Origin of the sequence: Bradyrhizobium sp. AUGA SZCCT0160 (assembly GCF_018130105.1) — a bacterium.
In the GTDB taxonomy this organism is placed as follows: Bacteria; Pseudomonadota; Alphaproteobacteria; order Rhizobiales; family Xanthobacteraceae; genus Bradyrhizobium.
Window position 1 is genome coordinate 66448 of record NZ_JAFCMD010000027.1, and the last position, 18621, is coordinate 85068.

27 protein-coding genes and 18 tRNA genes are annotated in these 18621 nt (G+C 61.6%); 14 read left to right on the plus strand and 31 right to left on the minus strand.

Annotation, left to right across the window (positions count from 1 at the left end; translation table 11 throughout):
* Window positions 1-7: 7 nt before the first annotated feature.
* The 4 genes from JQ558_RS32095 to JQ558_RS32110 are packed head-to-tail and all read left to right on the plus strand — an operon-like array spanning window position 8 to window position 3057.
* On the plus strand, window positions 8-706 hold the full coding sequence (locus JQ558_RS32095) for a GntR family transcriptional regulator (RefSeq protein WP_212209442.1): 699 nt from the start codon (window positions 8-10) through the stop codon (window positions 704-706).
* 4 nt (window positions 707-710) lie between these two features.
* Window positions 711-1514 carry an ABC transporter ATP-binding protein gene (locus JQ558_RS32100; protein ID WP_212296286.1) on the plus strand — a complete coding sequence of 268 codons (804 nt, stop codon included), beginning with the start codon at window positions 711-713 and terminating at the stop codon, window positions 1512-1514.
* Window positions 1515-1558: 44 nt separating this feature from the next.
* On the plus strand, window positions 1559-2287 hold the full coding sequence (locus tag JQ558_RS32105) for an ABC transporter permease (RefSeq protein ID WP_212296305.1): 729 nt from the start codon (window positions 1559-1561) through the stop codon (window positions 2285-2287).
* The gene (locus tag JQ558_RS32110) at window positions 2284-3057 is read left to right on the plus strand and encodes an ABC transporter permease (protein ID WP_212296287.1); all 774 of its coding nucleotides are present in this window, start codon (window positions 2284-2286) and stop codon (window positions 3055-3057) included. Before JQ558_RS32105 ends, JQ558_RS32110 begins: the two co-directional genes overlap by 4 nt.
* A 66-nt stretch (window positions 3058-3123) precedes the next feature.
* Here the strand turns inward: JQ558_RS32110 and JQ558_RS32115 are convergent.
* The 5 genes from JQ558_RS32115 to JQ558_RS32135 form a co-directional block, all read right to left on the minus strand.
* Window positions 3124-3200 (minus strand) — tRNA-Pro (locus JQ558_RS32115).
* 198 nt (window positions 3201-3398) lie between these two features.
* The gene (locus JQ558_RS32120; protein ID WP_212209438.1) at window positions 3399-3893 is read right to left on the minus strand and encodes a DUF192 domain-containing protein; all 495 of its coding nucleotides are present in this window, start codon (window positions 3891-3893) and stop codon (window positions 3399-3401) included.
* A 153-nt stretch (window positions 3894-4046) separates the two neighbouring features.
* The gene (locus JQ558_RS32125) at window positions 4047-4712 is read right to left on the minus strand and encodes a cold-shock protein (RefSeq protein ID WP_212209437.1); all 666 of its coding nucleotides are present in this window, start codon (window positions 4710-4712) and stop codon (window positions 4047-4049) included.
* A 199-nt stretch (window positions 4713-4911) separates the two neighbouring features.
* Window positions 4912-5673, minus strand: coding sequence for a Sir2 family NAD-dependent protein deacetylase (locus tag JQ558_RS32130; RefSeq protein WP_212296288.1), 762 nt, complete (start codon window positions 5671-5673; stop codon window positions 4912-4914).
* Window positions 5674-5831: 158 nt separating this feature from the next.
* Window positions 5832-6068 carry a hypothetical protein gene (locus tag JQ558_RS32135; RefSeq protein WP_212209435.1) on the minus strand — a complete coding sequence of 79 codons (237 nt, stop codon included), beginning with the start codon at window positions 6066-6068 and terminating at the stop codon, window positions 5832-5834.
* Between the two features lie 193 nt (window positions 6069-6261).
* On the opposite strand from JQ558_RS32135, the gene JQ558_RS32140 reads away from it, so the two are divergent.
* Complete coding sequence (locus tag JQ558_RS32140) at window positions 6262-6429, plus strand: hypothetical protein (RefSeq protein WP_212209434.1); 168 nt, start codon at window positions 6262-6264, stop codon at window positions 6427-6429.
* A 427-nt stretch (window positions 6430-6856) separates the two neighbouring features.
* Here the strand turns inward: JQ558_RS32140 and JQ558_RS32145 are convergent, their stop codons facing one another.
* Entirely contained in the window at window positions 6857-7042 is a 186-nt protein-coding gene (locus JQ558_RS32145) for a hypothetical protein (RefSeq protein ID WP_212209536.1), read from the minus strand.
* A 619-nt stretch (window positions 7043-7661) separates the two neighbouring features.
* Between JQ558_RS32145 and JQ558_RS32150 the strand changes: the two genes are divergently transcribed.
* Window positions 7662-7808, plus strand: a complete 147-nt coding sequence (locus JQ558_RS32150) for a hypothetical protein (protein WP_212273767.1) — start codon at window positions 7662-7664, stop codon at window positions 7806-7808.
* A gap of 54 nt (window positions 7809-7862) precedes the next feature.
* On the opposite strand, the gene JQ558_RS32155 is transcribed toward JQ558_RS32150, so the two are convergent.
* A complete protein-coding gene (locus tag JQ558_RS32155) occupies window positions 7863-8159 on the minus strand; it encodes a putative quinol monooxygenase (RefSeq protein ID WP_212273766.1) in 297 nt (98 codons plus the stop codon).
* 137 nt (window positions 8160-8296) lie between these two features.
* Here JQ558_RS32155 and JQ558_RS32160 point away from each other — a divergent pair, with 137 nt between their 5' ends.
* Window positions 8297-8494, plus strand: a complete 198-nt coding sequence (locus tag JQ558_RS32160) for a hypothetical protein (protein ID WP_212273765.1) — start codon at window positions 8297-8299, stop codon at window positions 8492-8494.
* Window positions 8495-8679: 185 nt separating this feature from the next.
* Here the strand turns inward: JQ558_RS32160 and JQ558_RS32165 are convergent, their stop codons facing one another.
* The 3 genes from JQ558_RS32165 to JQ558_RS32175 all read right to left on the minus strand — a co-directional run bounded on the left by JQ558_RS32165 (window position 8680) and on the right by JQ558_RS32175 (window position 10087).
* A complete protein-coding gene (locus JQ558_RS32165; RefSeq protein ID WP_212273764.1) occupies window positions 8680-8817 on the minus strand; it encodes a hypothetical protein in 138 nt (45 codons plus the stop codon).
* 363 nt (window positions 8818-9180) lie between these two features.
* The gene (locus JQ558_RS32170) at window positions 9181-9339 is read right to left on the minus strand and encodes an antibiotic biosynthesis monooxygenase (protein WP_212273763.1); all 159 of its coding nucleotides are present in this window, start codon (window positions 9337-9339) and stop codon (window positions 9181-9183) included.
* Between the two features lie 397 nt (window positions 9340-9736).
* A complete protein-coding gene (locus JQ558_RS32175) occupies window positions 9737-10087 on the minus strand; it encodes a hypothetical protein (RefSeq protein ID WP_212273762.1) in 351 nt (116 codons plus the stop codon).
* 145 nt (window positions 10088-10232) lie between these two features.
* On the opposite strand from JQ558_RS32175, the gene JQ558_RS32180 reads away from it, so the two are divergent.
* The 3 genes from JQ558_RS32180 to JQ558_RS32190 all read left to right on the plus strand — a co-directional run bounded on the left by JQ558_RS32180 (window position 10233) and on the right by JQ558_RS32190 (window position 11970).
* Window positions 10233-10685, plus strand: a complete 453-nt coding sequence (locus JQ558_RS32180) for a VOC family protein (RefSeq protein ID WP_192735781.1) — start codon at window positions 10233-10235, stop codon at window positions 10683-10685.
* Window positions 10686-10761: 76 nt separating this feature from the next.
* A complete protein-coding gene (locus tag JQ558_RS32185; protein ID WP_212273761.1) occupies window positions 10762-10989 on the plus strand; it encodes a hypothetical protein in 228 nt (75 codons plus the stop codon).
* A gap of 336 nt (window positions 10990-11325) precedes the next feature.
* Window positions 11326-11970: a glutathione S-transferase family protein gene (locus tag JQ558_RS32190; protein ID WP_212296289.1), complete on the plus strand. Its 645-nt coding sequence runs from the start codon at window positions 11326-11328 to the stop codon at window positions 11968-11970.
* Window positions 11971-11973: 3 nt separating this feature from the next.
* Here the strand turns inward: JQ558_RS32190 and JQ558_RS32195 are convergent, their stop codons facing one another.
* Both JQ558_RS32195 and JQ558_RS32200 read right to left on the minus strand, forming a co-directional pair.
* A complete protein-coding gene (locus JQ558_RS32195) occupies window positions 11974-12228 on the minus strand; it encodes a porin (protein ID WP_212273759.1) in 255 nt (84 codons plus the stop codon).
* A 31-nt stretch (window positions 12229-12259) separates the two neighbouring features.
* A complete protein-coding gene (locus tag JQ558_RS32200) occupies window positions 12260-12517 on the minus strand; it encodes a PilZ domain-containing protein (RefSeq protein ID WP_192735778.1) in 258 nt (85 codons plus the stop codon).
* 247 nt (window positions 12518-12764) lie between these two features.
* Between JQ558_RS32200 and JQ558_RS32205 the strand changes: the two genes are divergently transcribed.
* A tRNA-Glu gene (locus JQ558_RS32205) sits at window positions 12765-12839 on the plus strand.
* A 105-nt stretch (window positions 12840-12944) separates the two neighbouring features.
* Here the strand turns inward: JQ558_RS32205 and JQ558_RS32210 are convergent.
* From JQ558_RS32210 to JQ558_RS32220, 3 genes are all read right to left on the minus strand, one after another.
* Window positions 12945-13020 (minus strand) — tRNA-Trp (locus tag JQ558_RS32210).
* Window positions 13021-13185: 165 nt separating this feature from the next.
* Window positions 13186-13263 (minus strand) — tRNA-Gln (locus JQ558_RS32215).
* Window positions 13264-13267: 4 nt separating this feature from the next.
* Window positions 13268-13344 (minus strand) — tRNA-Glu (locus JQ558_RS32220).
* A 7-nt stretch (window positions 13345-13351) separates the two neighbouring features.
* Between JQ558_RS32220 and JQ558_RS32225 the strand changes: the two genes are divergently transcribed.
* Window positions 13352-13663 (plus strand): hypothetical protein, encoded by a 312-nt coding sequence (locus tag JQ558_RS32225; protein ID WP_212296290.1) that lies wholly within the window; start codon window positions 13352-13354, stop codon window positions 13661-13663.
* Between the two features lies 1 nt (window position 13664).
* On the opposite strand, the gene JQ558_RS32230 is transcribed toward JQ558_RS32225, so the two are convergent.
* The 16 genes from JQ558_RS32230 to JQ558_RS32305 all read right to left on the minus strand — a co-directional run bounded on the left by JQ558_RS32230 (window position 13665) and on the right by JQ558_RS32305 (window position 16454).
* A tRNA-Gly gene (locus JQ558_RS32230) sits at window positions 13665-13738 on the minus strand.
* Window positions 13739-13861: 123 nt separating this feature from the next.
* A tRNA-Pro gene (locus tag JQ558_RS32235) sits at window positions 13862-13940 on the minus strand.
* A gap of 7 nt (window positions 13941-13947) precedes the next feature.
* A tRNA-Arg gene (locus tag JQ558_RS32240) sits at window positions 13948-14026 on the minus strand.
* Window positions 14027-14054: 28 nt separating this feature from the next.
* Window positions 14055-14130: transfer RNA gene (locus tag JQ558_RS32245), tRNA-Asn, on the minus strand.
* A gap of 297 nt (window positions 14131-14427) precedes the next feature.
* Window positions 14428-14512, minus strand: a tRNA-Tyr gene (locus JQ558_RS32250).
* Window positions 14513-14566: 54 nt separating this feature from the next.
* On the minus strand, window positions 14567-15103 hold the full coding sequence (locus JQ558_RS32255; RefSeq protein ID WP_212296291.1) for an HNH endonuclease: 537 nt from the start codon (window positions 15101-15103) through the stop codon (window positions 14567-14569).
* A 55-nt stretch (window positions 15104-15158) separates the two neighbouring features.
* Window positions 15159-15234, minus strand: a tRNA-Asp gene (locus tag JQ558_RS32260).
* Between the two features lie 39 nt (window positions 15235-15273).
* Window positions 15274-15356 (minus strand) — tRNA-Leu (locus JQ558_RS32265).
* A gap of 36 nt (window positions 15357-15392) precedes the next feature.
* Window positions 15393-15477, minus strand: a tRNA-Lys gene (locus JQ558_RS32270).
* A gap of 43 nt (window positions 15478-15520) precedes the next feature.
* Window positions 15521-15661 (minus strand): hypothetical protein, encoded by a 141-nt coding sequence (locus tag JQ558_RS32275; protein WP_212296292.1) that lies wholly within the window; start codon window positions 15659-15661, stop codon window positions 15521-15523.
* A 16-nt stretch (window positions 15662-15677) separates the two neighbouring features.
* A tRNA-Ile gene (locus tag JQ558_RS32280) sits at window positions 15678-15751 on the minus strand.
* A gap of 6 nt (window positions 15752-15757) precedes the next feature.
* Window positions 15758-15832 (minus strand) — tRNA-Val (locus tag JQ558_RS32285).
* Window positions 15833-15837: 5 nt separating this feature from the next.
* Window positions 15838-15911: transfer RNA gene (locus JQ558_RS32290), tRNA-Val, on the minus strand.
* Between the two features lie 4 nt (window positions 15912-15915).
* Window positions 15916-15993: transfer RNA gene (locus JQ558_RS32295), tRNA-Leu, on the minus strand.
* 29 nt (window positions 15994-16022) lie between these two features.
* Window positions 16023-16097, minus strand: a tRNA-Thr gene (locus JQ558_RS32300).
* A gap of 162 nt (window positions 16098-16259) precedes the next feature.
* Entirely contained in the window at window positions 16260-16454 is a 195-nt protein-coding gene (locus JQ558_RS32305) for a hypothetical protein (RefSeq protein ID WP_212209424.1), read from the minus strand.
* A gap of 460 nt (window positions 16455-16914) precedes the next feature.
* On the opposite strand from JQ558_RS32305, the gene JQ558_RS32310 reads away from it, so the two are divergent.
* Together JQ558_RS32310 and JQ558_RS32315 are read left to right on the plus strand one after the other, a co-directional pair.
* The gene (locus JQ558_RS32310) at window positions 16915-17310 is read left to right on the plus strand and encodes a nuclear transport factor 2 family protein (protein WP_212209423.1); all 396 of its coding nucleotides are present in this window, start codon (window positions 16915-16917) and stop codon (window positions 17308-17310) included.
* 26 nt (window positions 17311-17336) lie between these two features.
* Complete coding sequence (locus JQ558_RS32315) at window positions 17337-18569, plus strand: Zn-dependent hydrolase (protein WP_212296293.1); 1233 nt, start codon at window positions 17337-17339, stop codon at window positions 18567-18569.
* Window positions 18570-18621: the final 52 nt, after the last annotated feature.

The window sequence follows — 18621 nt, forward strand, 5'->3', positions numbered from 1 at the left end:
TGTTGCAATGTCGACTACCGAGCGCAATTCGAGCCAACCCGCGACTGAGGCCGCAACTTTAAGCGAGCGCGCAGCCACGCTGGTCGAGCACGACATACTGGCCGGGCATCTCGCGCCGGGATCGCGGCTTGGGATCGTCGATCTGGTTCAGCGCTATGAGATCGGCGCGACGCCGCTGCGCGAAGGTTTGTCGCGGCTGATGTCGCGCGGGCTGATCGTCGGAACCGGACAGCGCGGCTTTCGTGTTGCCGACGTCAGCCGCGAAGACCTGCACGATATCACCGTGATGCGGACCGCGGTCGAGATCGAGGCGATCAAGCTGGCGATCACCCATGGCGACGATGCCTGGGAGGCCGGCATTGTCAGCACGCTGCACCAAATGCGCCGGCACATCGAGCGGACCGGCGATGAATTCCGCGAAGGCGCCGAGGACTTCGACCGGCTGCACAAGGGTTTCCACACCGCGCTTCTGACCGGCTGCGGCTCCAGGCGGCTGCTGGCCGCGCATTCCGATCTCTACGACCAGGCCTACCGCTACCGCCGCGTGATGATGCGCTCCCTCGACAGCGGCAAGAAGTTCGTACGCGTCCACCAATTGCTCGCCGACCGCGTTCTTTCCCGCGATATCGCCGGCGCGCAGGCGATGCTGGAGGCGCATCTGCGTTCGACGATCGACATCGTCTACCCCAATGGAAGCGAGAGCTGACGCCATGGCAAACGCCGCAAAACGCTTCGAAGTCATTCCCGGCCAACCGAGACCGCAGATCGCGTTCACGGACGTTACGCTCCAGCTCGGCGGCAAGACCATCATCGAGAATTTGAGCCTTGGCGTCCGGCCCGGCGAATTCCTCTGCGTCGTCGGTGCGTCCGGTTGCGGCAAGACCACCGCGCTGCGGCTGGCGGCGGGGCTCTACCAGCCGACCAGCGGCAGGGTGGATTTCGACGGCCAGCTGATGCTGCATCCGCGGCGCGAGATCGCCATCGTCTTCCAGGATTACGGCAAGGCGCTGCTGCCGTGGCGCACCGCGGCCGGCAATGTGTCGCTGGCGCTCGAAGCGGGCGGGATGCCCGCCGCCGAGCGCCCTGCCCGCATCGAGGAATTGCTGCGCACGGTGGGCCTGCCCGGCCATGCCGGAAAATATCCCGCCGAAATGTCCGGCGGCATGCAGCAGCGGCTGCAGATCGCGCGCTGCCTCGCGCAGGAGCCGAAGACGCTGCTGATGGACGAACCATTCGGCGCGCTTGATGCGATGACACGGCAGGGCTTGCAGGACGAGGTGCTGGCGCTGGTGGCTGCAAGCGGCGCAACCGTGATCTTCGTGACGCATGATCTGGACGAAGCCATCTATCTCGGCGACCGCGTCATCGGCCTGTTGCCGCATCCCGGAAGGATCGGCATTGAGCTTGCGGTCAATCTGCCGCGGCCGCGCGATCAGCTTTCGACCCGCGAACACCCGGAATTTCTGCGGCTGCGGCGGCAGCTGTTCGACTTCATCAAGGCGACCGAACAGTGACGACGGATAAGGCCAAGGATAAAGTCAAGGCGCTGATACTGCCGATGGCGGTGCTGCTCGCCTTCGAGGCCTGGGCGCGCGCGACGCATCTGCAAAGCGACAGCCTGGCGCCACCAAGCGAAATCATCATGGCGCTCGCCGGCGCCTTTGCAGACTTCTCCATCCTCACAGCAACGCGTGACACGCTGTTCTCAGCCTTTGCGGGCCTCGCGATCGGCACCGTCATCGGGCTGGCGCTCGGCATTGCCTTCGGGATTTCAGACACGCTCAACCGCCTGATGGAAGTGACGGTCGAGGCTGTCAGGCCGATCCCGTCGATCGCCTTGCTGCCGATCGCGCTGATTGCGCTCGGGTTCGGCTATCGCATGGAAATCGTGATCGTGGCGTTCGCCTGCGTCTGGCCGATCCTGATCCTGAGCCGGGCGGCGGTACGCAGTATCGAACCGCGGCTGATGGAAGTATCGCGGGCGCTGCGGCTGCCCGCGCCGCAGCGGGTCTGGAAGATCATCATCCCCGCCGCGCTGCCGCGGATCTTCGTGGCGTTCCGGCTGTCGGCCGGTATCGCACTGATCGTCGCCGTCACGGTCGAAATCGCGATCAATCCGCTGGGGCTGGGCGCCGGGATCATGCTGGCGCAGCAGGCGCTGCGGCCCGACCTGATGCTGGCCTATCTGGTCTGGATCGGCGCCATCGGTTACGCGCTGAATATCCTGCTGGTGGTGGCGCAGCACCGCCTGTTCGGCCGCGCCGCGTTGAGCGGAGACAGCGCATGAACCGCAACGCGAGCCTCTGGCTCTGGCGCGCCGCAAGCTTTGCGGTCGCCGCCTCCTTCATTGCGCTGTGGCAATTGATCGCCAATCTGAAGCTGGTCTCGCCGGTGTTCCTGCCGGGTCCGGACCGGGCCTGGGCCTCGCTGGTGCGTGGATTTTCCAACGGCGATCTCGGGAGCAAGCTCGCAGGTACGCTCGAGCACATGGCCTATGGCTGGCTCGCCGCATCGATCGCCGGCATCGCGATCGGCGCGATCATCGGCTCGTCGCGGATAATGCGGACCTATGTGGCGCCGTCGCTGGAATTTCTGCGGCCGTTGCCGGTATCGGCCATCATCCCGGTCGCGATTGCGATGCTGGGGCTGACCCAGGCCATGGCGCTGTTCGTGATCGCCTTTGGTGCCATCTGGCCCATCATGCTGGCGACCATTCATGGCTTTGCGGCGGTCGAACCTCGCCTCTACGAGGTGGCGCGCTCGCTGCAGATGTCGCGGCTGGCGGTCATCTTCAAGATCGCGCTGCCGTCCGCCAGTCCCGACATTCTGGCCGGCATGCGCCTAAGCCTCACCGTGGCGCTGATCCTCTCCGTGGTCTGCGAAATCCTCGCCGGCCTCGACGGTCTCGGCCATTGGGTGCTGCTCTCGGCCAGAGCCTTCCGCTCGGCCGATCTGTTCGCCGGCGTCATCCTGCTCGGCGTGACCGGCTACGTAACGTCGGTGGCGATGTCGATGGCCGAACACCGCCTGCTGGCGTGGCAGGCCGCGCAGCGCTGATATCCGTCTAAAGGAACGCGGGCGCTTGCACCAATCAAAAAATAACCAGTAAATTCAAACGATTATTGGTCGGGGCAGCTGGATTCGAACCAACGACCTGCAGTACCCAAAACTGCCGCGCTACCAGGCTGCGCTATACCCCGATTGGTGCTGGGAATGGACACGTCGATACACGCTTGGGGGCCCGCCAGCAAGGCGCTGGGCGGCCTGGCGTCGGCTCTGGCCGGGGGGCCCGTCCTAACTTTGCATGGGGTTGTTTTTGATATTTTGTGTCCAGGCCCTGCAGCGGACCGCCCATGGCGCGCCGAACGGGCGCAGCAACGCGCTGGCGGCCCTATGCCCTATCGGCCGTTGAACAGGGGGTGGGCCACCCGGTCGCCGGGCCTGATGCCGTATTTCTGCGCCGTGCCGGCAATCACCTCCAGCACGCCCTTGGCGAGCCCGCCCGACGAGATGATCTTGGTCGACATCGGCTCGGTATTCTCCGCGATCCGCAGGATGCGGCCGTCGGCGCGGATGAAGATCATGTCGAGCGAGATGTAGGTGTTCTTCATCCACATCGATATCTGCTGTTCGGGCGAGAAATCGAACAGCATGCCTTTGCCGTCGGGCAATTCCTTGCGGTGCATCAGCCCCGTGGTCTTCTCCTCTTCGGTCGTCGCCATCTCGACCGAGAACACCTGCACGCCGGATTTGGTGACGATCTCGAGCGGCTGAATGCTGGCGGCCTGCGCGGCTGGGCTTGCGCCGAGGCTAACGAGCAGGCCCAGCGCTGCGAGCAGCGACGCCGTCAGCCGCCCGCGCAAGACGGGCGCAACCATCGAAACCAAATTCATCACAACACTCACGCCGGACATGATCCAGGGGGATTTAGGCTATTGCCAGGAAATCCTAACCCGATGATTGCGGCAAAGGCCAGAGGCCGGCGCACGCGCGGGCACCGACCGGCTCACGATTCCGTCAGGTAGGCAGGCGAGACAGCGGGGCAGTTAGTGCGACGACAGCGCCGACGGCCCGGTCTCGGGGTGGATCTCCGCGGCCATCATGCCCTTGGAGCCGGGCCCGAACCGCACCAGCACGTACTGGCCAGGCCGCAGCTCGGTCATGCCGAAGCGGCGCAGCGTTTCCATATGCACGAAGATGTCGGGTGTCCCTTCGCCGCAGGTCAGGAAGCCGAAACCGCGCAGCCGGTTGAACCATTTGACCTGTGCGCGCTCCAGACCTGAGGTCGGCGTAACGCTGACATGGGTTCGCGGCGGCAGCATCTGCGCCGGATGGATCGCAGTGGACTCGTCCATCGAGACGATGCGGAAGGCCTGATAGCCCTTGGCGCGTTGCACGCATTCGACCACAAGCCGCGCACCTTCATACGCGGTCTGATAGCCATCGCGGCGCAGCACCGTGACGTGCAGCAGCACGTCGGGCCAGCCATTGTCGGGAACGATGAAGCCGTAGCCTTTCGAGGCGTCGAACCATTTGATGACGCCGGATATTTCGACCAGGTTCGCAGCAGTTTCGCCGAGACCAGAAAGAGCATCCATCCCCGGATCGCGCTCGGCGCCGGCAGAATATTCACCTGGTCCAAGCCTGTTCTGCCCTGTCCCGCCTGACGGCGGCCCCCCGAGCTTCTTGGACTCAAATCCGTCCGACCCCATGACCCCGGACCTCACACATTCAAATGCGGTCCGCTATCGCCGTAGCGGACCGGAACACGCGCCCATCCATGACCACTCATGATAACGCCGCGCGAATCTCTCGAATCAAAAGATAACACTCCCGCATGCGGCGCATAGCTAAAAAAACAATTCAGGCGGGAACTATGAACAGGCTTGCAAGCCTCGAATCAATTGCAGTTCAATTGCCTACAAACGGTCCAAGCGTCTCTCCGATGTCGTGCCGGATCACGAGATCGGCGACATCGTCCTGTTCCGTCGGCTCGTTATTGATGATGACGAGCTTGGCGCCGCAGTTCTTGGCCATCAGCGGAAAACCTGCGGCCGGCCAAACGACTAGCGAGGATCCGATGGCGAGGAACAGGTCGCAATGCTGGGCCAGTTCCGTGGCGCGGCGCATCGCGTCTTCCGGCATTGCCTGTCCAAACGAAATGGTCGCGGTCTTGACCGGTTCGTCGCAAACCGTGCAATCGGGCGCGCCGCCGGTCTCGCCAAAGCGCGCCTTGACCCAGGGCAGATCGTAGGCCTGCCCGCAGCCGATGCAGCGGGCATAGGTGGTGTTGCCGTGCAGTTCGACCACGTCGTCGGCCTTGAAACCGGACGTCTGGTGCAGATTGTCGATGTTCTGGGTGATGATCGCGGGGATTTTGCCGGCCTTGTAGAGCGAGGCCAGCGCCCGGTGTCCACGGCCGGGCTTCGCCGCGGCAAAGGTCGGCTCCATCGCAAAGCGCCGCCGCCAGGCCTCGTCACGGGCGTCGGAACTGGCGACGAACTCGTCGAACGGAATCGGACGATTGCGAGTCCACAATCCGCCAGGCGAGCGGAAATCGGGAATGCCGCATTCGGTCGAGATGCCGGCGCCGGTAAAGGGAACGATGGACGATGCCTCGGCGATCATGTTGCCGAGCTGTTCGACGCCGCTGCGAAGGTCTGGTGCGATCACGTCAACATCCGATTTTCAATTCCAGGCGGAAGCCTGCCCCGCAACGGAAAACACGTCAAACAAAATTGGCCGCGCCGACGGTAGCGCGGCCAATCGGATCGGCTGTTCGGTCAGCCCCCGCACAACCGAACATCAGCCGCGCCATCAAGCAGGCATCATCAAGCGGCTTTGGCGACGGGTTCCTTGGGTTCCCGCACTTCTTCGGTCTTCTTGACCTTGGCGACGGGCGCGCTCTCCGTTTTCTTCGCAGGCTTGCCGTATTGCGCGAGTTTTTCCAGTTCCGCATCGAGCTCGGCGCGGCGTGCGGCGACCTTCTCGAACAGCTTGTCGGTGGCGTGCTCGCGCAGTGCTGCGAGTTCTTCGATGCTCAGTGAATCCAGATCGATCTTTGCCATGGGAACCTCCGATTTGCTCGTCGCTACCGGGAAGGTGCGCACGCAACAAGCGGCGCGCGGGCCTTATCCACCGCCTTCGCTTCGCAAACAGACGACCACAATCTCGCAACGTGGCTTCCCAATTCACGCCCCAATCGCAACCGTCAATGGCAACCGGGACGACTCAAAAACACGACTCCAAAAAGGATGGGCAATGAACGAACAGGACGACAGGCTCGCGCGTGCGCGCGAAGAAATCGCAGCACGGGTCGCGAGCTTCAAGGCCACCCAGGAAAAATTCGAACGCGAGCGCGAGGAATATTACGCAACCACGCTCGGCAAAGCCTGGAGCGGATTTAACCGCCCATCGTTCTGGCGCTAGCGCCAAAGTCCGATCAGCAAAAGCCCTGGGGTGATGCTCCGGGCTTTTTTGTAAGTCCGCCACCAGGCGGAACCGGCCCGCCATTTCTTCCAAAAAATTTTCGGAGCGCCGGGAACGAACCCTGCGGATGCGCGTTCTCAGGCCAAGTGCAGCAACCTTGCCAGAGGTGAAAGCATGAAACACCCCGTCAGCGTCTTCGGAGGCTGGCGGGGTTTTTCATTTCGCGGAGGGCCCTGCCCGCAAAATATCCACGCCCATCGAGGCACGAAGGAACCGATTGCCGCCCCGGGAATTTGTTCCCGAAAGAGGTGCAACGATGCCCCCATGGCTGGAAGTTCTGCTGAACGTGATCGCGTTTGCCGGCTTTATCGGCATCGCTAAATATCACAAGCCGCGCGGCGAAAAATTGCCGGACCGCTAGGGAATCCTAGTTCGCCTTGTGCGGCTCGCCCGCCGTCCGGACCAGCCTGTCAGCTTTGACCAGCACATGTCCGGTTTCCGGTTGCGACCGCAGTGAAAAACTGATGCCGACGAAGGCCAGGCAAAACAGCAGCCCGACCACCATCACGCGTCGGTGCGTCGGCTTGTCGGCGTTATGAAACGAAGGGACCATGGCTGTTTCCTCCAGCCATCCCTAGCGCAACCTCTGATAAGCACAACGCAATCCCGGTCTTAACCTAACTGAATAGGGTTATTGGCGGTTCGGAAAGGGATCGTTGACCTCGCCGGTTGGCGCGCACCCCACCCGATCCTGTACGCACGCACTTGTCCGCAGCAAATCCACAGGTAAATCACAGGGCGCAAAATGGGTTTTCCGGCGTTGCGCCCAATGCTTGCTGCGCACCCGTCCACACCCCCGGCGGCCGGACGCATCGAGCTTTCCCTTCGAGCGACATACGCATCGGCACAGCACGGACTAGTGCAACACGATCAAATGGATCGGACCAGAGGCTGGGGCGACACGCGAAGCGCTGCGCCAGGGAATCCGAAACATCGAAGCAAGACTCCTTTTGTTCTTCGAAGAACGAACAGGGGGCGCGCTTTCCGGACCGGCCGCCGCTTAAGATCGGGTTACTTCGCGAGCGCTCGCCGATGGCAAACCGCATCGTGGCCCACGCGCCGCCTGCCGCCAGGCCGGCCTGATCGGAGCGCTTCGGACGCTATCGGCTGTTCGCATCCGTCGTGATCGAACCTTCTTGGTCCGATTTGTACCTATCCGAAAAGGTGCTGACATGACCCAGGCAGATCATTACCGAGACCAGTCCATCCGAGCCAAGCGATTGGCCCGCGCCGTCAGGGATCCCGAGGCCTCGAAGAAGCTCTTCGAGATGGCCGAGAAATTCCGGCTCTACGCCGAACGGCTGGACAAGACCCTCTAAGACTCGCAGGCGACAAGACGCGTGGCGCGTTGCGCGACACGGCTTGCAGCGCGGCTATCGCGGAATTGATTCCGCGCGATAGATCCTGGTCCCGGTGGTTTCGACGATCCGGCCCTTGAGCGATCTGACGAACGCTTTCGAGCCTTCAACGGCGAAATGGGTGCGCAGCGCTGCCTCGTCCGCCCATTGCTCGAAGAAAAACAGGCGCATTGGATTCTGGCAGTCGACATGCACGTCGTGCGAGATGCAGCCGGGCTCCGTGCGGGAGCGCTCGACATGGTCAAGGCAGGCGGCCAGCACCTCCTCAAAACGGTCCTCACGCGCCAGAATACTCCCTGTCACCAAAATCATCTCGGCATCCCCTGCACGTCTCGCCGGTCCCTGCCCGGTACCGATCTACTCGGCAATTAACCCAATTCGCCGTTAACCCAATCTCTTTACAAAGTGTAAACGAACGCCTGACAGCTTTTGGTCAGGAGGATAATCTCATGCTTGTTTATCCCGTACCTGTTGAAGTGACGCAGGCCAGAATCCAGCTCCTTGTCGACCAAACCGCCAAGGCGCCGCCGAATACGATCAACGAAGACCTGAAGGCCGTCTACGACGCCAAGGCGCAGGCCCAGCAAGCACAGATCGAACAACACGCCCAGGCCGAGCCAGCCCCATTGGTCGACGTCAAGGTCTAGCCCATCGGAAGTGAACCTGGTCCCTCGCGCTGCCGGCGACGTGCCTGCCGCCGGGGGAGCGATGGCGATTGTCGACCGGCGCTCTGTGCTGGGATACTGCGTCCGCCCCGCGCAAATATCTGTGCGAGATCACGCTCTCGACACCAGCGCCTTAACGCCGTGGCGACGCGCGCGAGCAAACCTCATCAGGCCGCGCGTTTCGGACGGTCCTGCTGTACAAAATATTCGAGGATCTGAATGCGGATTTCCTCGGCGATCGGGCCTTCGACCCGGCGCATGCGGTTCCAGAGCCTGATGATTTCGCGTTGTTTCTCGATGTCCATGAATCAACCTCCAGGGAATGGCTTGAATAGAACATAACAAGAACAATTTGGCAAGTACTCCGGATCAGCAGCGCGCGAAAATCGGTTTGAACCAATTGCGCGGTGCGGTGACTTATGGATGAGTAGTCCCCCAGACACTCATCCCCATCAGAAAGCCCTGCTTCCCCCGAGCGGGGCTTTCGCTTGTGTAGCCGTCACCCCGCGCGTCTTACGTGGACGCTGGCCACCGCATAGAGTTCGGGCTCGAATTTTTCCGCGAGCTTACCTGCCGCCATCATGTGCTCTTTGCATTCGGGATTGCGCTGCATGGCTTCGAAATCCTCCTTCGATCGCCATTGAGCGTAATTCGCGACGTGTTTGCCGCTAAGGCCGCGGTGAATGTTGGCAGCATCCCGGCTGATGCTTCATGACCTTGTCAGTAGCCTCGTCGAGCAATTTGACGAGTTCGTCGGCCTTTTCCGGGGCAACGGTGAAGACGTTGATAAGGGTAATGGGGCTGACGCCTTTGATGATCTCCGTCATGGCTCCTCTCCTTTGTGGAAAGAACCCGGCGGAGAAAGGTTCGTTCCGGCCGTCACCCGCCAGGCGATCAATGGCTAGCCTGCCGGCTCCGCTTTTGTTCTCGGAGAACGAACAGCGTCCGCAATTTTGCGGACGAGCAATCGTAAATAATTGGAAAACAAAAGGCCACGCGGGCGTTACGCCGCGTGGCCTTCAGCGAGACTGTCCCCCTAGGCCCTCCAGAGATTCCGTCTCGCGACGCATAATGTGCGGACGGGCTTGCCTGTCCAGCCCACGGTCGAATTACCCACAGTTCAGACGCGCCGGCACTCGTGCTTGGCCCGCCCGGCGCGCTTATCCTTCCCGCAACGGTGATAGTTGAGGAAGGTCGCAGCAAGGCCGCTCACTTCGGCTTCACTCATCGTGCGCCTCCATTTCGCTTTTCGCACCGATGATAGACATCTCCCTTGGTCTGAAGCTTGTTGGGATCAATCAGCTTAAGCGTGATTGAACCGTTGGACCGACCATCGTCTGCAAAACCATACCCTGTTCCCTTTAGTGAGCCATCCTTTAGCCGGGTAATGTGCTTGATCTGAAAGCCATGCTCGTAAAACAGCACTGTCCGGGGTTCGACCGTCATCCCGAGTTCGCTGGACTGCTGTCCGCACGCAGCAGCGTCAGAGGCCCACTTCCCGAGCATGCTGTTGGGAAGTTGGTCGGCTGCATGAGCCGTGCCGGAGATGAGAAGAGCGCTAAGCAGGTATTTCATACTGCCATCACTTTCCCAGCCACACCGCTATGTAAAGGGCCCGGGGTGGCGCCTGAATGGCATCTTGCCCCCTGCCCCGTGGGGGATTTTGCTGCTATTCAAGCCCCGAACCAAAAACCAAGCCTCGCAAAGGGAGCCAAGAAACATGCGTTTTCTCCACACCATGCTGCGCGTCCGCAATCTCGATGCCGCGATGAAATTCTATTCTGATGCGCTGGGGCTGAAGGAAGTGCGCCGGATCGACAACGACAAGGGCCGCTTCACGCTGGTGTTCCTGTGCGCCGCCGAAGACGAAGGCCTGCTCAAGGCCTCGCCGGCCACCCGCGGCGCGCCGCTGGTCGAACTGACCTACAATTGGGACGAAGAGAAATACGGCGAAGACCGCTATTTCGGTCACCTCGCCTATGAGGTCGACGACATCTACGCCACCTGCGATCGGCTGATGAAGATGGGCATCACCATCAATCGCCCGCCGCGCGACGGCAACATGGCGTTCGTCCGCTCGCCGGATCTGCATTCGATCGAGCTCTTGCAGAAGGGTGACCCGAAGCCGCCGGCCGAGCCGTGGACCTCGATGCCGAACACCGGCCACTGGTAGGCGTTGAGCCTGTTCGGTTCTTGAATGAATCAGAACGGGCTCTGGCTCTCTTGACGCGAACCGGAATCCACTTCGCTTGAAAACGTTACGGTACAATTTCTTTGTGCACGTCCGCCATCCCAGCTACCGGCTGGTGACGAAAGCGGACGTGCCGTTTCCCTCAGAAACCTCGGAAGACGACTGGACGTTGACGCGCAGCCGCGAAGCAGGCGACGTCAACGCCGAGGTGCGCGAAGCCATCGATCGAGACGGCTATTCGCTGTTTCGAATCGGACAGTCACTCTCCGACATTCCACCATCATAACGCGGCACCGCATGCGCAGTTTCGGTCCGCGCGAAGGAACAAGACACGCGCCCGCACGTTCTCTCCTCGATTGATATTTGGAGGATACGAGGATGGGACGAGGAATTTTGTTGTGGCTGTTGGGCGTACCGATACCGATAATCCTTCTGTTGTGGTTGTTCTTCGGCCGCTGACGGCAAACGTACGTGAAATCAGGCTCCGTCGCGACGCGGCGGAGCCTGTTTTTTTTGGTCCAGGTTTTGTTTGATCCAAGGCGGCCCGCGCTTTTTTGCTGATCTTCCGCTATGAACCGGTTGCAAGAAGATCACCGCAAGAAAACCACCGGGAGCAAAACACGTGGCTGACAACAAACAACAACTCACCATCTGGGGCCGGGCCAATTCGGTCAACGTTCAGAAAGTGCTGTGGTGCCTGCGCGAGCTCGATCTCGGCTATGAACGCATCGATGCCGGCATGCAGTTCGGCAAGAACAATGAAGCGCCCTACCTTGCGATGAATCCCAATGGCCGGGTGCCGACGCTGATCGACGGCGACTTCGTCTTGTGGGAATCCAATTCGGTGATGCGCTATCTCTGCCTCGCCTACGGCCAGAATTCGCCGATCTATCCGCATAGTCCGCAGGCACGCGCGGCCGTCGACCGCTGGCTGGACTGGACGCTGTCGACCCTGCAACCGGTGGACCGGCCGGTGTTCTGGGCGCTGGTTCGCACGGCGCCGGAAAAACGCGACATGGTCCAGGTCCAGAAGGACGCCGACGCCGAGGCCGTGCAATGGCGGATCGTCGACGCACAAGTGGCAACGCGCCGCTATATCGAAGGCGATCAGTTCACGATCGCCGATATCGCGCTCGGCGCTTTCGCGCGGCGCTGGTTCGGCGTCGAGGGCGTCACCAAGCCGAAACTTCCGAACCTCGAGCGCTGGTTCGCGCAGATCTCGGAGCGCCCCGGATTTATCCAGTTCATCGCGCCGCCGATGACGTGACGCTCAGCGCGACCGGGCCGATGTGCCGACGCCGATACTGACGGCACCGCCGATCTTCGCGCAGGTCTCGGTGCCCTCGACCCTGACGAATCCCGCCCCGTATGCCGCGCATGGATTGCCTGATGTCGCTCCCTTCAGCGGAAGCAGCTTGCCCGAAGGGGCCGTCCTGTCGGACTTCTGATGTCCCGATGGCTCGGCGGCCAACGCCGCCACGCCAGTCAGTACCAGAACCGGGATCGCAAGAAGGAAGTTTCGCATCCCGCCTTTTATCGTCCTGCGCCGCGGGGCGCTAGCGGACGAACTTGATGCCGACCGACTTGCCGCGGCGCCAGACCACTTCGCAGTTTCGGCCCGTGCGGGCGTCGCGCGAAAACGCCAGCTTCAATTTGGCGGGCAGCGTGTTGGGATCGTCGATCGTAACCTTGGCACCCGTCGTGGACATATCCTGCACCACGCAGGGCCGTGCCGCAAAACCGCCGTCCAGCGTGATCCACCCGGATTGATGCAGCGATTTGCGCGACTCGCGCTTTTTGGTGCCCAAGGCCATGTCAGAAGTTCCCCTGCCACCAGCCCTACTCCAGGCGGCTTTAAAATCCGTTGCAAAACATCGGGTTTTTTGGCCGGTGCACCCTTGCCGGCGCGGGCCGCAAGCGCCCGGAAAAGGCGGTTTCAGGCCGCTTGCCCGCCCGGCAAAACGCCACTATACGTTCGCCGGTCGCCGGCCTAATCCAACCCGATTATCGGCGACCAACACGGCGCATCATGCTGTAACGCACTGATTTCCGGTTGTTTTTGCTCCCTTCGTCTATCGGTTAGGACGCCACCCTTTCACGGTGGAGAGAGCGGTTCGATTCCGCTAGGGAGCGCCATCCCGGTTTTCGGCCAGTGAAATCACAGGAAGCCGTGGGCGCCCACCGCGCGCAAAGCAATTCATTTCCGGGCACGGCAATCATTCCTCACTGCCGCGGAGAAAATGGCGGGAGAACCAGGCCTCGAACCTGGAACCTCTGGTTTTGGAGACCAGCGCTCGTCCACTTGAGCTTCACTCCCTGAAGTGGTCCCGACCCACGGTGCTGCCCCGTGTTTTCCTGCTCCACAAGCAAGCGTCCTAGCTGATAGACGAGGTCGGAAGGCAATGGTCGCTCGTAACGGTTTCGAACCGTCCTGTTCGCCGTTATGAGCAGCAAACCCTCCCGAGAGGCCGAGCGATGGATTTGGTGAGCGGGGCTGGATTCGAACCAGCGGTCACCGGAATCAAAATCCGGCGCCTTAGGCCAACGTGGCGACGCGCCCGCAATGGCGCTCCCTACCGGATTCGAACCGGTGATCTTCACCGTGAAAGAGTGTTATCCTGGACCGCCAGACGAAGGGAGCGGCTACGGTGATAAAGAAAGCGAAGAAGACCAAAAGGGCGATCGCGAAAAAGTGGAAACCGAAATCGGCAAAGAAACGGCCGCTAACGCAACGGGAAATGTCGGTCGCTGCACGGCTTGATGAGCTTGGTGTCGCCCATGAAGCCGCCGCGCAAATGCTTGAGATAACCTCGGAGATCGACCGGCTATTTGGAGCCGGACCCAAGCTGCAACTGAACCGAAGGCTCACCGCAGCGCGAATCGCATTCGAAGATGGGATCCTCAACTCGAATAGTATCAAGGACAGCCTCGCGGCAGCCAGGAAGGTAGCTGACTTGTGATTGGCGCGGGCTGCCGGACTCGAACCGACTTTGCCTGGCTGGAAACCAGGTGATCAGCCTATGACCCAAGCCCGCATGGGCAGCCTCTCGCGGATTGAACCGCTGATATCCCGGATCAGAACCGGGCGCTCTACCGACCGAGCCAAGAGGCAAAGGCTGGCGAGGCGCGAGCGTCCCGCTTTGTCTTTGAATCGATTGTGGTCAGTCTGGCTGGATTCGAACCAGCGATCCCCTGCTTCCAAGGCAGGTAGGGACGACCAGGCTCCCCTACAGACTGTCAATTTTGGCCGACCTGGAGGGACTCGAACCCCCGCCCTCCGCGTTCGTAGCACGGCGCTCTGAATCCAACTGAGCTACAGGTCGTTGATGGTAATCGGCTGACAAGCGGAATTGGCTCCCGACCACGGTTTCGAACCGCGCTACCCCGGTTAACAGCCGGGTGCCCTCACCGAGATGGCTCGACGGGAATGAGATGGTGGAGAGTGCCGGTACCGCCCCGGCCGCTTCGATCTTGCAAGGATCAAATGCACCTTGTGCACCCCCGTGATGGTGTCCAGAGTCAGTGCCGCCCTGACCTCCCCGGCGTTTCAAGCCGATGCTTTCACTGGATTAGCTTTCTGGACGGCGAATTGCGCGACGCGCGCAGTTTCGCAAGATGGCGCGGACCAGCGGGATCGAACCGCTATCAATGCGCGGGCAGCGCATGGCACTCCCAATATACCAGGTCCGCGGGTTTGGACGGCTGTTGGGCATCTGCCGAACGATGGTGGGGAACCGCGGAATTGAACCGCGCGTGCGCAAAGGCGCAGGCTTTACAGGCCCGCTCAGTCACCAGACTTGGCGTTACCCGAAATGTTTTGAAAGCCTGCCGCAGAACCGAAACCGCCGGCCGTGGCCGGCGGCTTACTTCTCGAGTTCGACATCCCAGTACAGGAAGTCGCGCCAGGTCTCGTGCAGGAAGTTCGGCGGGAAATGGCGCTGCGCCGCCATCAGCTGATGCACCGTGGGCTCGAACGGCTTCCGGCGGGGCTTCTCCAGCCGTGTGTCTTTCCGCATATTGCAGGGGCTGCATGCCGTTGCGATGTTCTCCCAGGACGTCATGCCTCCGGCGGCGCGCGGCAGGACATGGTCGAAGGTAAGATCGTTCGGGCGGTGCGGAACGCTGCAATACTGGCACACGAAGTGATCCCGAAGGAACACGTTGAACCGGCTGAAGGCGACCCGGTTCGGCGGCCGCACATAACAGCGCAGCGCGATCACCGATGGCAACTTCATCTGGATCGACGGGCTCCGGGCGACCTCGTCGTATTCAGCGACGACGACGTGAGATCCCTTGACGACCGCCTTGATGGCGTCTTCCCAGCCGAACAGGCTGAGTGGGAAATAGCTGAGCGGCTGGAAATCCGCGTTGAGCACGAGCGCGGAGCAATTCTGGAACATGAAAACCTCCTCGCGTTGATGCTGATGGCGGAATTCTTTCAATGTGAATTCGCAGTGGCGCCCCTGACGAGAATCGAACTCGCCGCAACTCGATCGACAGTCGAGCCCCGTCACCAGCTGGGTCCAGGAGCAGTTTGAGCGCAAATTGAGCGCAATCTAGGTCTGCAACATGGTGCGGCCGCCGAGACTCGAACTCGGATGCACATGGCGCGCGCCCCTCAAGCGCGGGTGTCTACCGTTCCACCACGGCCGCAAAGTTATCTGAGCTCGGCCAGAGTCTGTTTCGAAATGGAGGACCAGGTCGGACTCGAACCGACGGTGACTTGCGTCGACGGATTAAGAATCCGCTCCCTTGGCCGCTGGGGCACTGGTCCTTGATTGGAGGATCCGGGTGGTTTCGAACCACTTGCGCACGGCTTAAAAGGCCGCTCCATCTCCAGTCAGGTTTAACGCTCCGGATCCATCGCCTCGATGGCTTGCGGTGGCGAGCCGCGCCGGTTTCGCAAGTGCCTTGATGGCATCGCTGCGTTCCATCAAGGTCGTGAAAGCGACGGTCATGTCGGCCTCCCTTCGGTGGTGCTCCAGTCAGGAATCGAACCTGCATCAACCGCTTATCGAGCGGTCGCACTGCCATTGTGCTACAAGAGCGTGAATTGGTGCGCCTTCACGGAATCGAACCGCGGACAACCGCCATGTCGCGGCGGTGCTCTGCCACTGAGCTAAAAGCGCATGATTGGTGCCCCCGCTCGGATCGAACGAGCGTATGTCGGTGCGTAAAACCGATGCCTTACCGCTTGGCTACGGGAGCGTGATGGTGCGAGCGGAGGGAATTGAACCCCCACGGCAAGCCCGTCGCAGTCTGAGTGCGGTGCGTCTTTCGCCACGCTCGCGTTACGTATTGAAAATCACACCCAACCATTGGTGCTGACGGGAGGGCTCGAGTCTCCGCGCTTCGGTTTACAAAACCGCTGCTCTCCATCTGAGCTACGCCAGCCTGAAAACTTACAAACGGCCGGACGACCCCGGCCAATGGAAACTGCTTCGCTGCCTGAAACCACCGTTTGCCGCCCCACCAAAGGGGACCAGTACCGGATCAGCGGGCCATCTTATGTCCTTGCAGGGACGGCCATCCTGAATTCGAAATCGCTTCAAATGATCAAGCGTCCTCACGACCCCGGCAGTTGTCCGCCGGCTGCGCTCGGTTGATGTAATCGAGATAGACTTGCTCGGCCTCGGCCTCGGAAATGCCCCGGCGCTGCGTCACTATGCGCACGAAGGCATGCGCCACCGGCGAGGACAAAATCCTCTGGCGGTCACGGTCCTCGAGTCCTGTGGTGCTGTCGCGGGTCATCTTCGCTCTCTGCCTTGAGGCAGAGGGTAGATTCCCGCTGCCGGTTTACGCTCTTGGCGTCCTGGTGGTCCCGAGATTTTCGGGCGCCAGATAGCTCGGACCTTGCTTCGCCACGCACATGCGCGACCAATCGCACGGCCGAATAAACGGCAGCGCGGCGGCGGCTTTCGCGACGATATGTGAGCGCAGGCTCAACATGGCTTCGGTCCTTTAGAGCGCCGGCGGATTCCGGCGAAGGGGCGTTGGTATGCGCAGAAGATTTAAAATCCGTCAAGAGATCGACGCAAACATTCTTCTGAACGATGTCTCGCGTGTGGGACCAATCCGCCGCGTCAGGTGCGTTACAACCACCTCAACATATTAGAGATTTGACTCGTGCGCACCGGTTCGCTCTGCTGCCGCACGCGATCGAAAAAAGTTTGTCAGTCGGTACACATTCTCAGCCAGGGATTGTTGGAGCGTGAATAAAATCATGGCGCCCTCCTCCACCGAACGCGATGAGCTGTTCAAAGGCTTCGCGCGCGCCCTGTTCAAGGGCGACATGGTTGCGCTCTATTCCGTAGTGACGCCTGACTTTCTCTGGACCTTTCACGACGGTCTGGCGGTGACCAAATCCCTCGCCGGCGCCGCCGCCATTGCCGAACATCTCGCCGAGCAAAAGGCCCTGTTCTCGGCGCAACGCTTCCATGACGTGGCCTATCATCACGCCGGTGATATGACCTTCATGACGTTCCGTGTCAGCGAAACCGTGCGCGCCACCGGCGAGCAGCGCGAACAACGCGGCGTCGAGTGTTATACGTTTCGCGATGGACGGCTCGCGACCAAGGATGTCTATCGCAAGCCGACCGGCCCCTGACGGCCAATCAAGGAGAGGCACCAGCCATGCCCGACAAGACCCTGCCCTTCGACGGCGCCCGCGTCCTCGCAGACCTTCATGCGCTGCGTGGCATCGGCACCTACAAGACCGGTGTCCACAAGCCGACCTTCTCGGAGCCGCATATGCGCTCGCTGGAATGGCTGGTGCAGCGGCTTCCCGAGGCGGGCCTTGCCGCCGAGATCGACGGCATCGGCAATGTGCTGGGCACCAGCACGAAACCGGGGCCGAAGCTGTTGGCGGGCTCGCATCTCGAAAGCCAGAATTACGCGGGCTGGCTCGATGGTCCGCTGGGTGTCGTCTATGCGCTTGAAGCCGCCCGCGTCATCAATTCCGACCCTGATATCAAGGGCGCCGTCGAGGTCGCATCCTGGTGCGATGAGGAAGGCCATTTCGGCAGTTTCCTCGGCAGCCGTTCCTATGTCGGTGCTCTCACCGAGGCTGACGTCGACGCCGCACGCGACCGCAACAGCGATCGCAGCATGCGCGAAGCGCTGCGCGAAGTCGGCCTCGCCGGCCGTCCGCGCGCCACGGCCGAACGCGGGCGCCACATCGGATATCTCGAGGCGCATATCGAACAGGGTCAGACCCTCGAGGGCAACGCGCTTAGCATCGGTGTCGTCACCTCCATCGTCGGTATCTGGCAATATCGGATCACCTTCACCGGCGAGCAAAACCACGCCGGCACGACGCGGATGGCCGTGCGCAAGGACGCTGGCCTCGCGCTGGCGAAATTCTGCGTCGATATCGACGAACGGTTTCCGAAAGCCTGCGGGTCGCGCACGGTCTGGACCACCGGCTCGATCAGGCTCGATCCGGGTGCCCCGAGCATCATCCCGGGATCTGCGGAAATGCTGTTCCAGATTCGCGACGACGATCCCGCTGTGATCGATCGCCTGGAGGATTTGCTGCGAGGCATGGCCGCCGACGTCAGCGCGCGCGGCCCCTGCACGGTTGCGGTGGAGCGCATTCGCACCGGCGCGCCCGCGATGATGGACGCCTCGTTCCAGCAAGCGATCGAAGCTGCGAGCAAGGCGCTTGCCGGCGGCAGGTCGATCCGCATGCCCAGCGCCGCCGGTCACGACGCACAGATTCTCTCGACCATCATGCCGTCAGGCATGCTGTTCGTACCCTCGATCGGCGGCATCAGCCATCACTGGACCGAGAACACTGATGATGCCGACATCGTCACCGGCGCCGCGGTGTTTGTCGACGCCTGCCGGCGCCTCCTGGCGGGCTAAGCGGGTACGCTGCCTGCGCCTGCAGCCTGAAATCGGCCTGGCTACGCGCCAA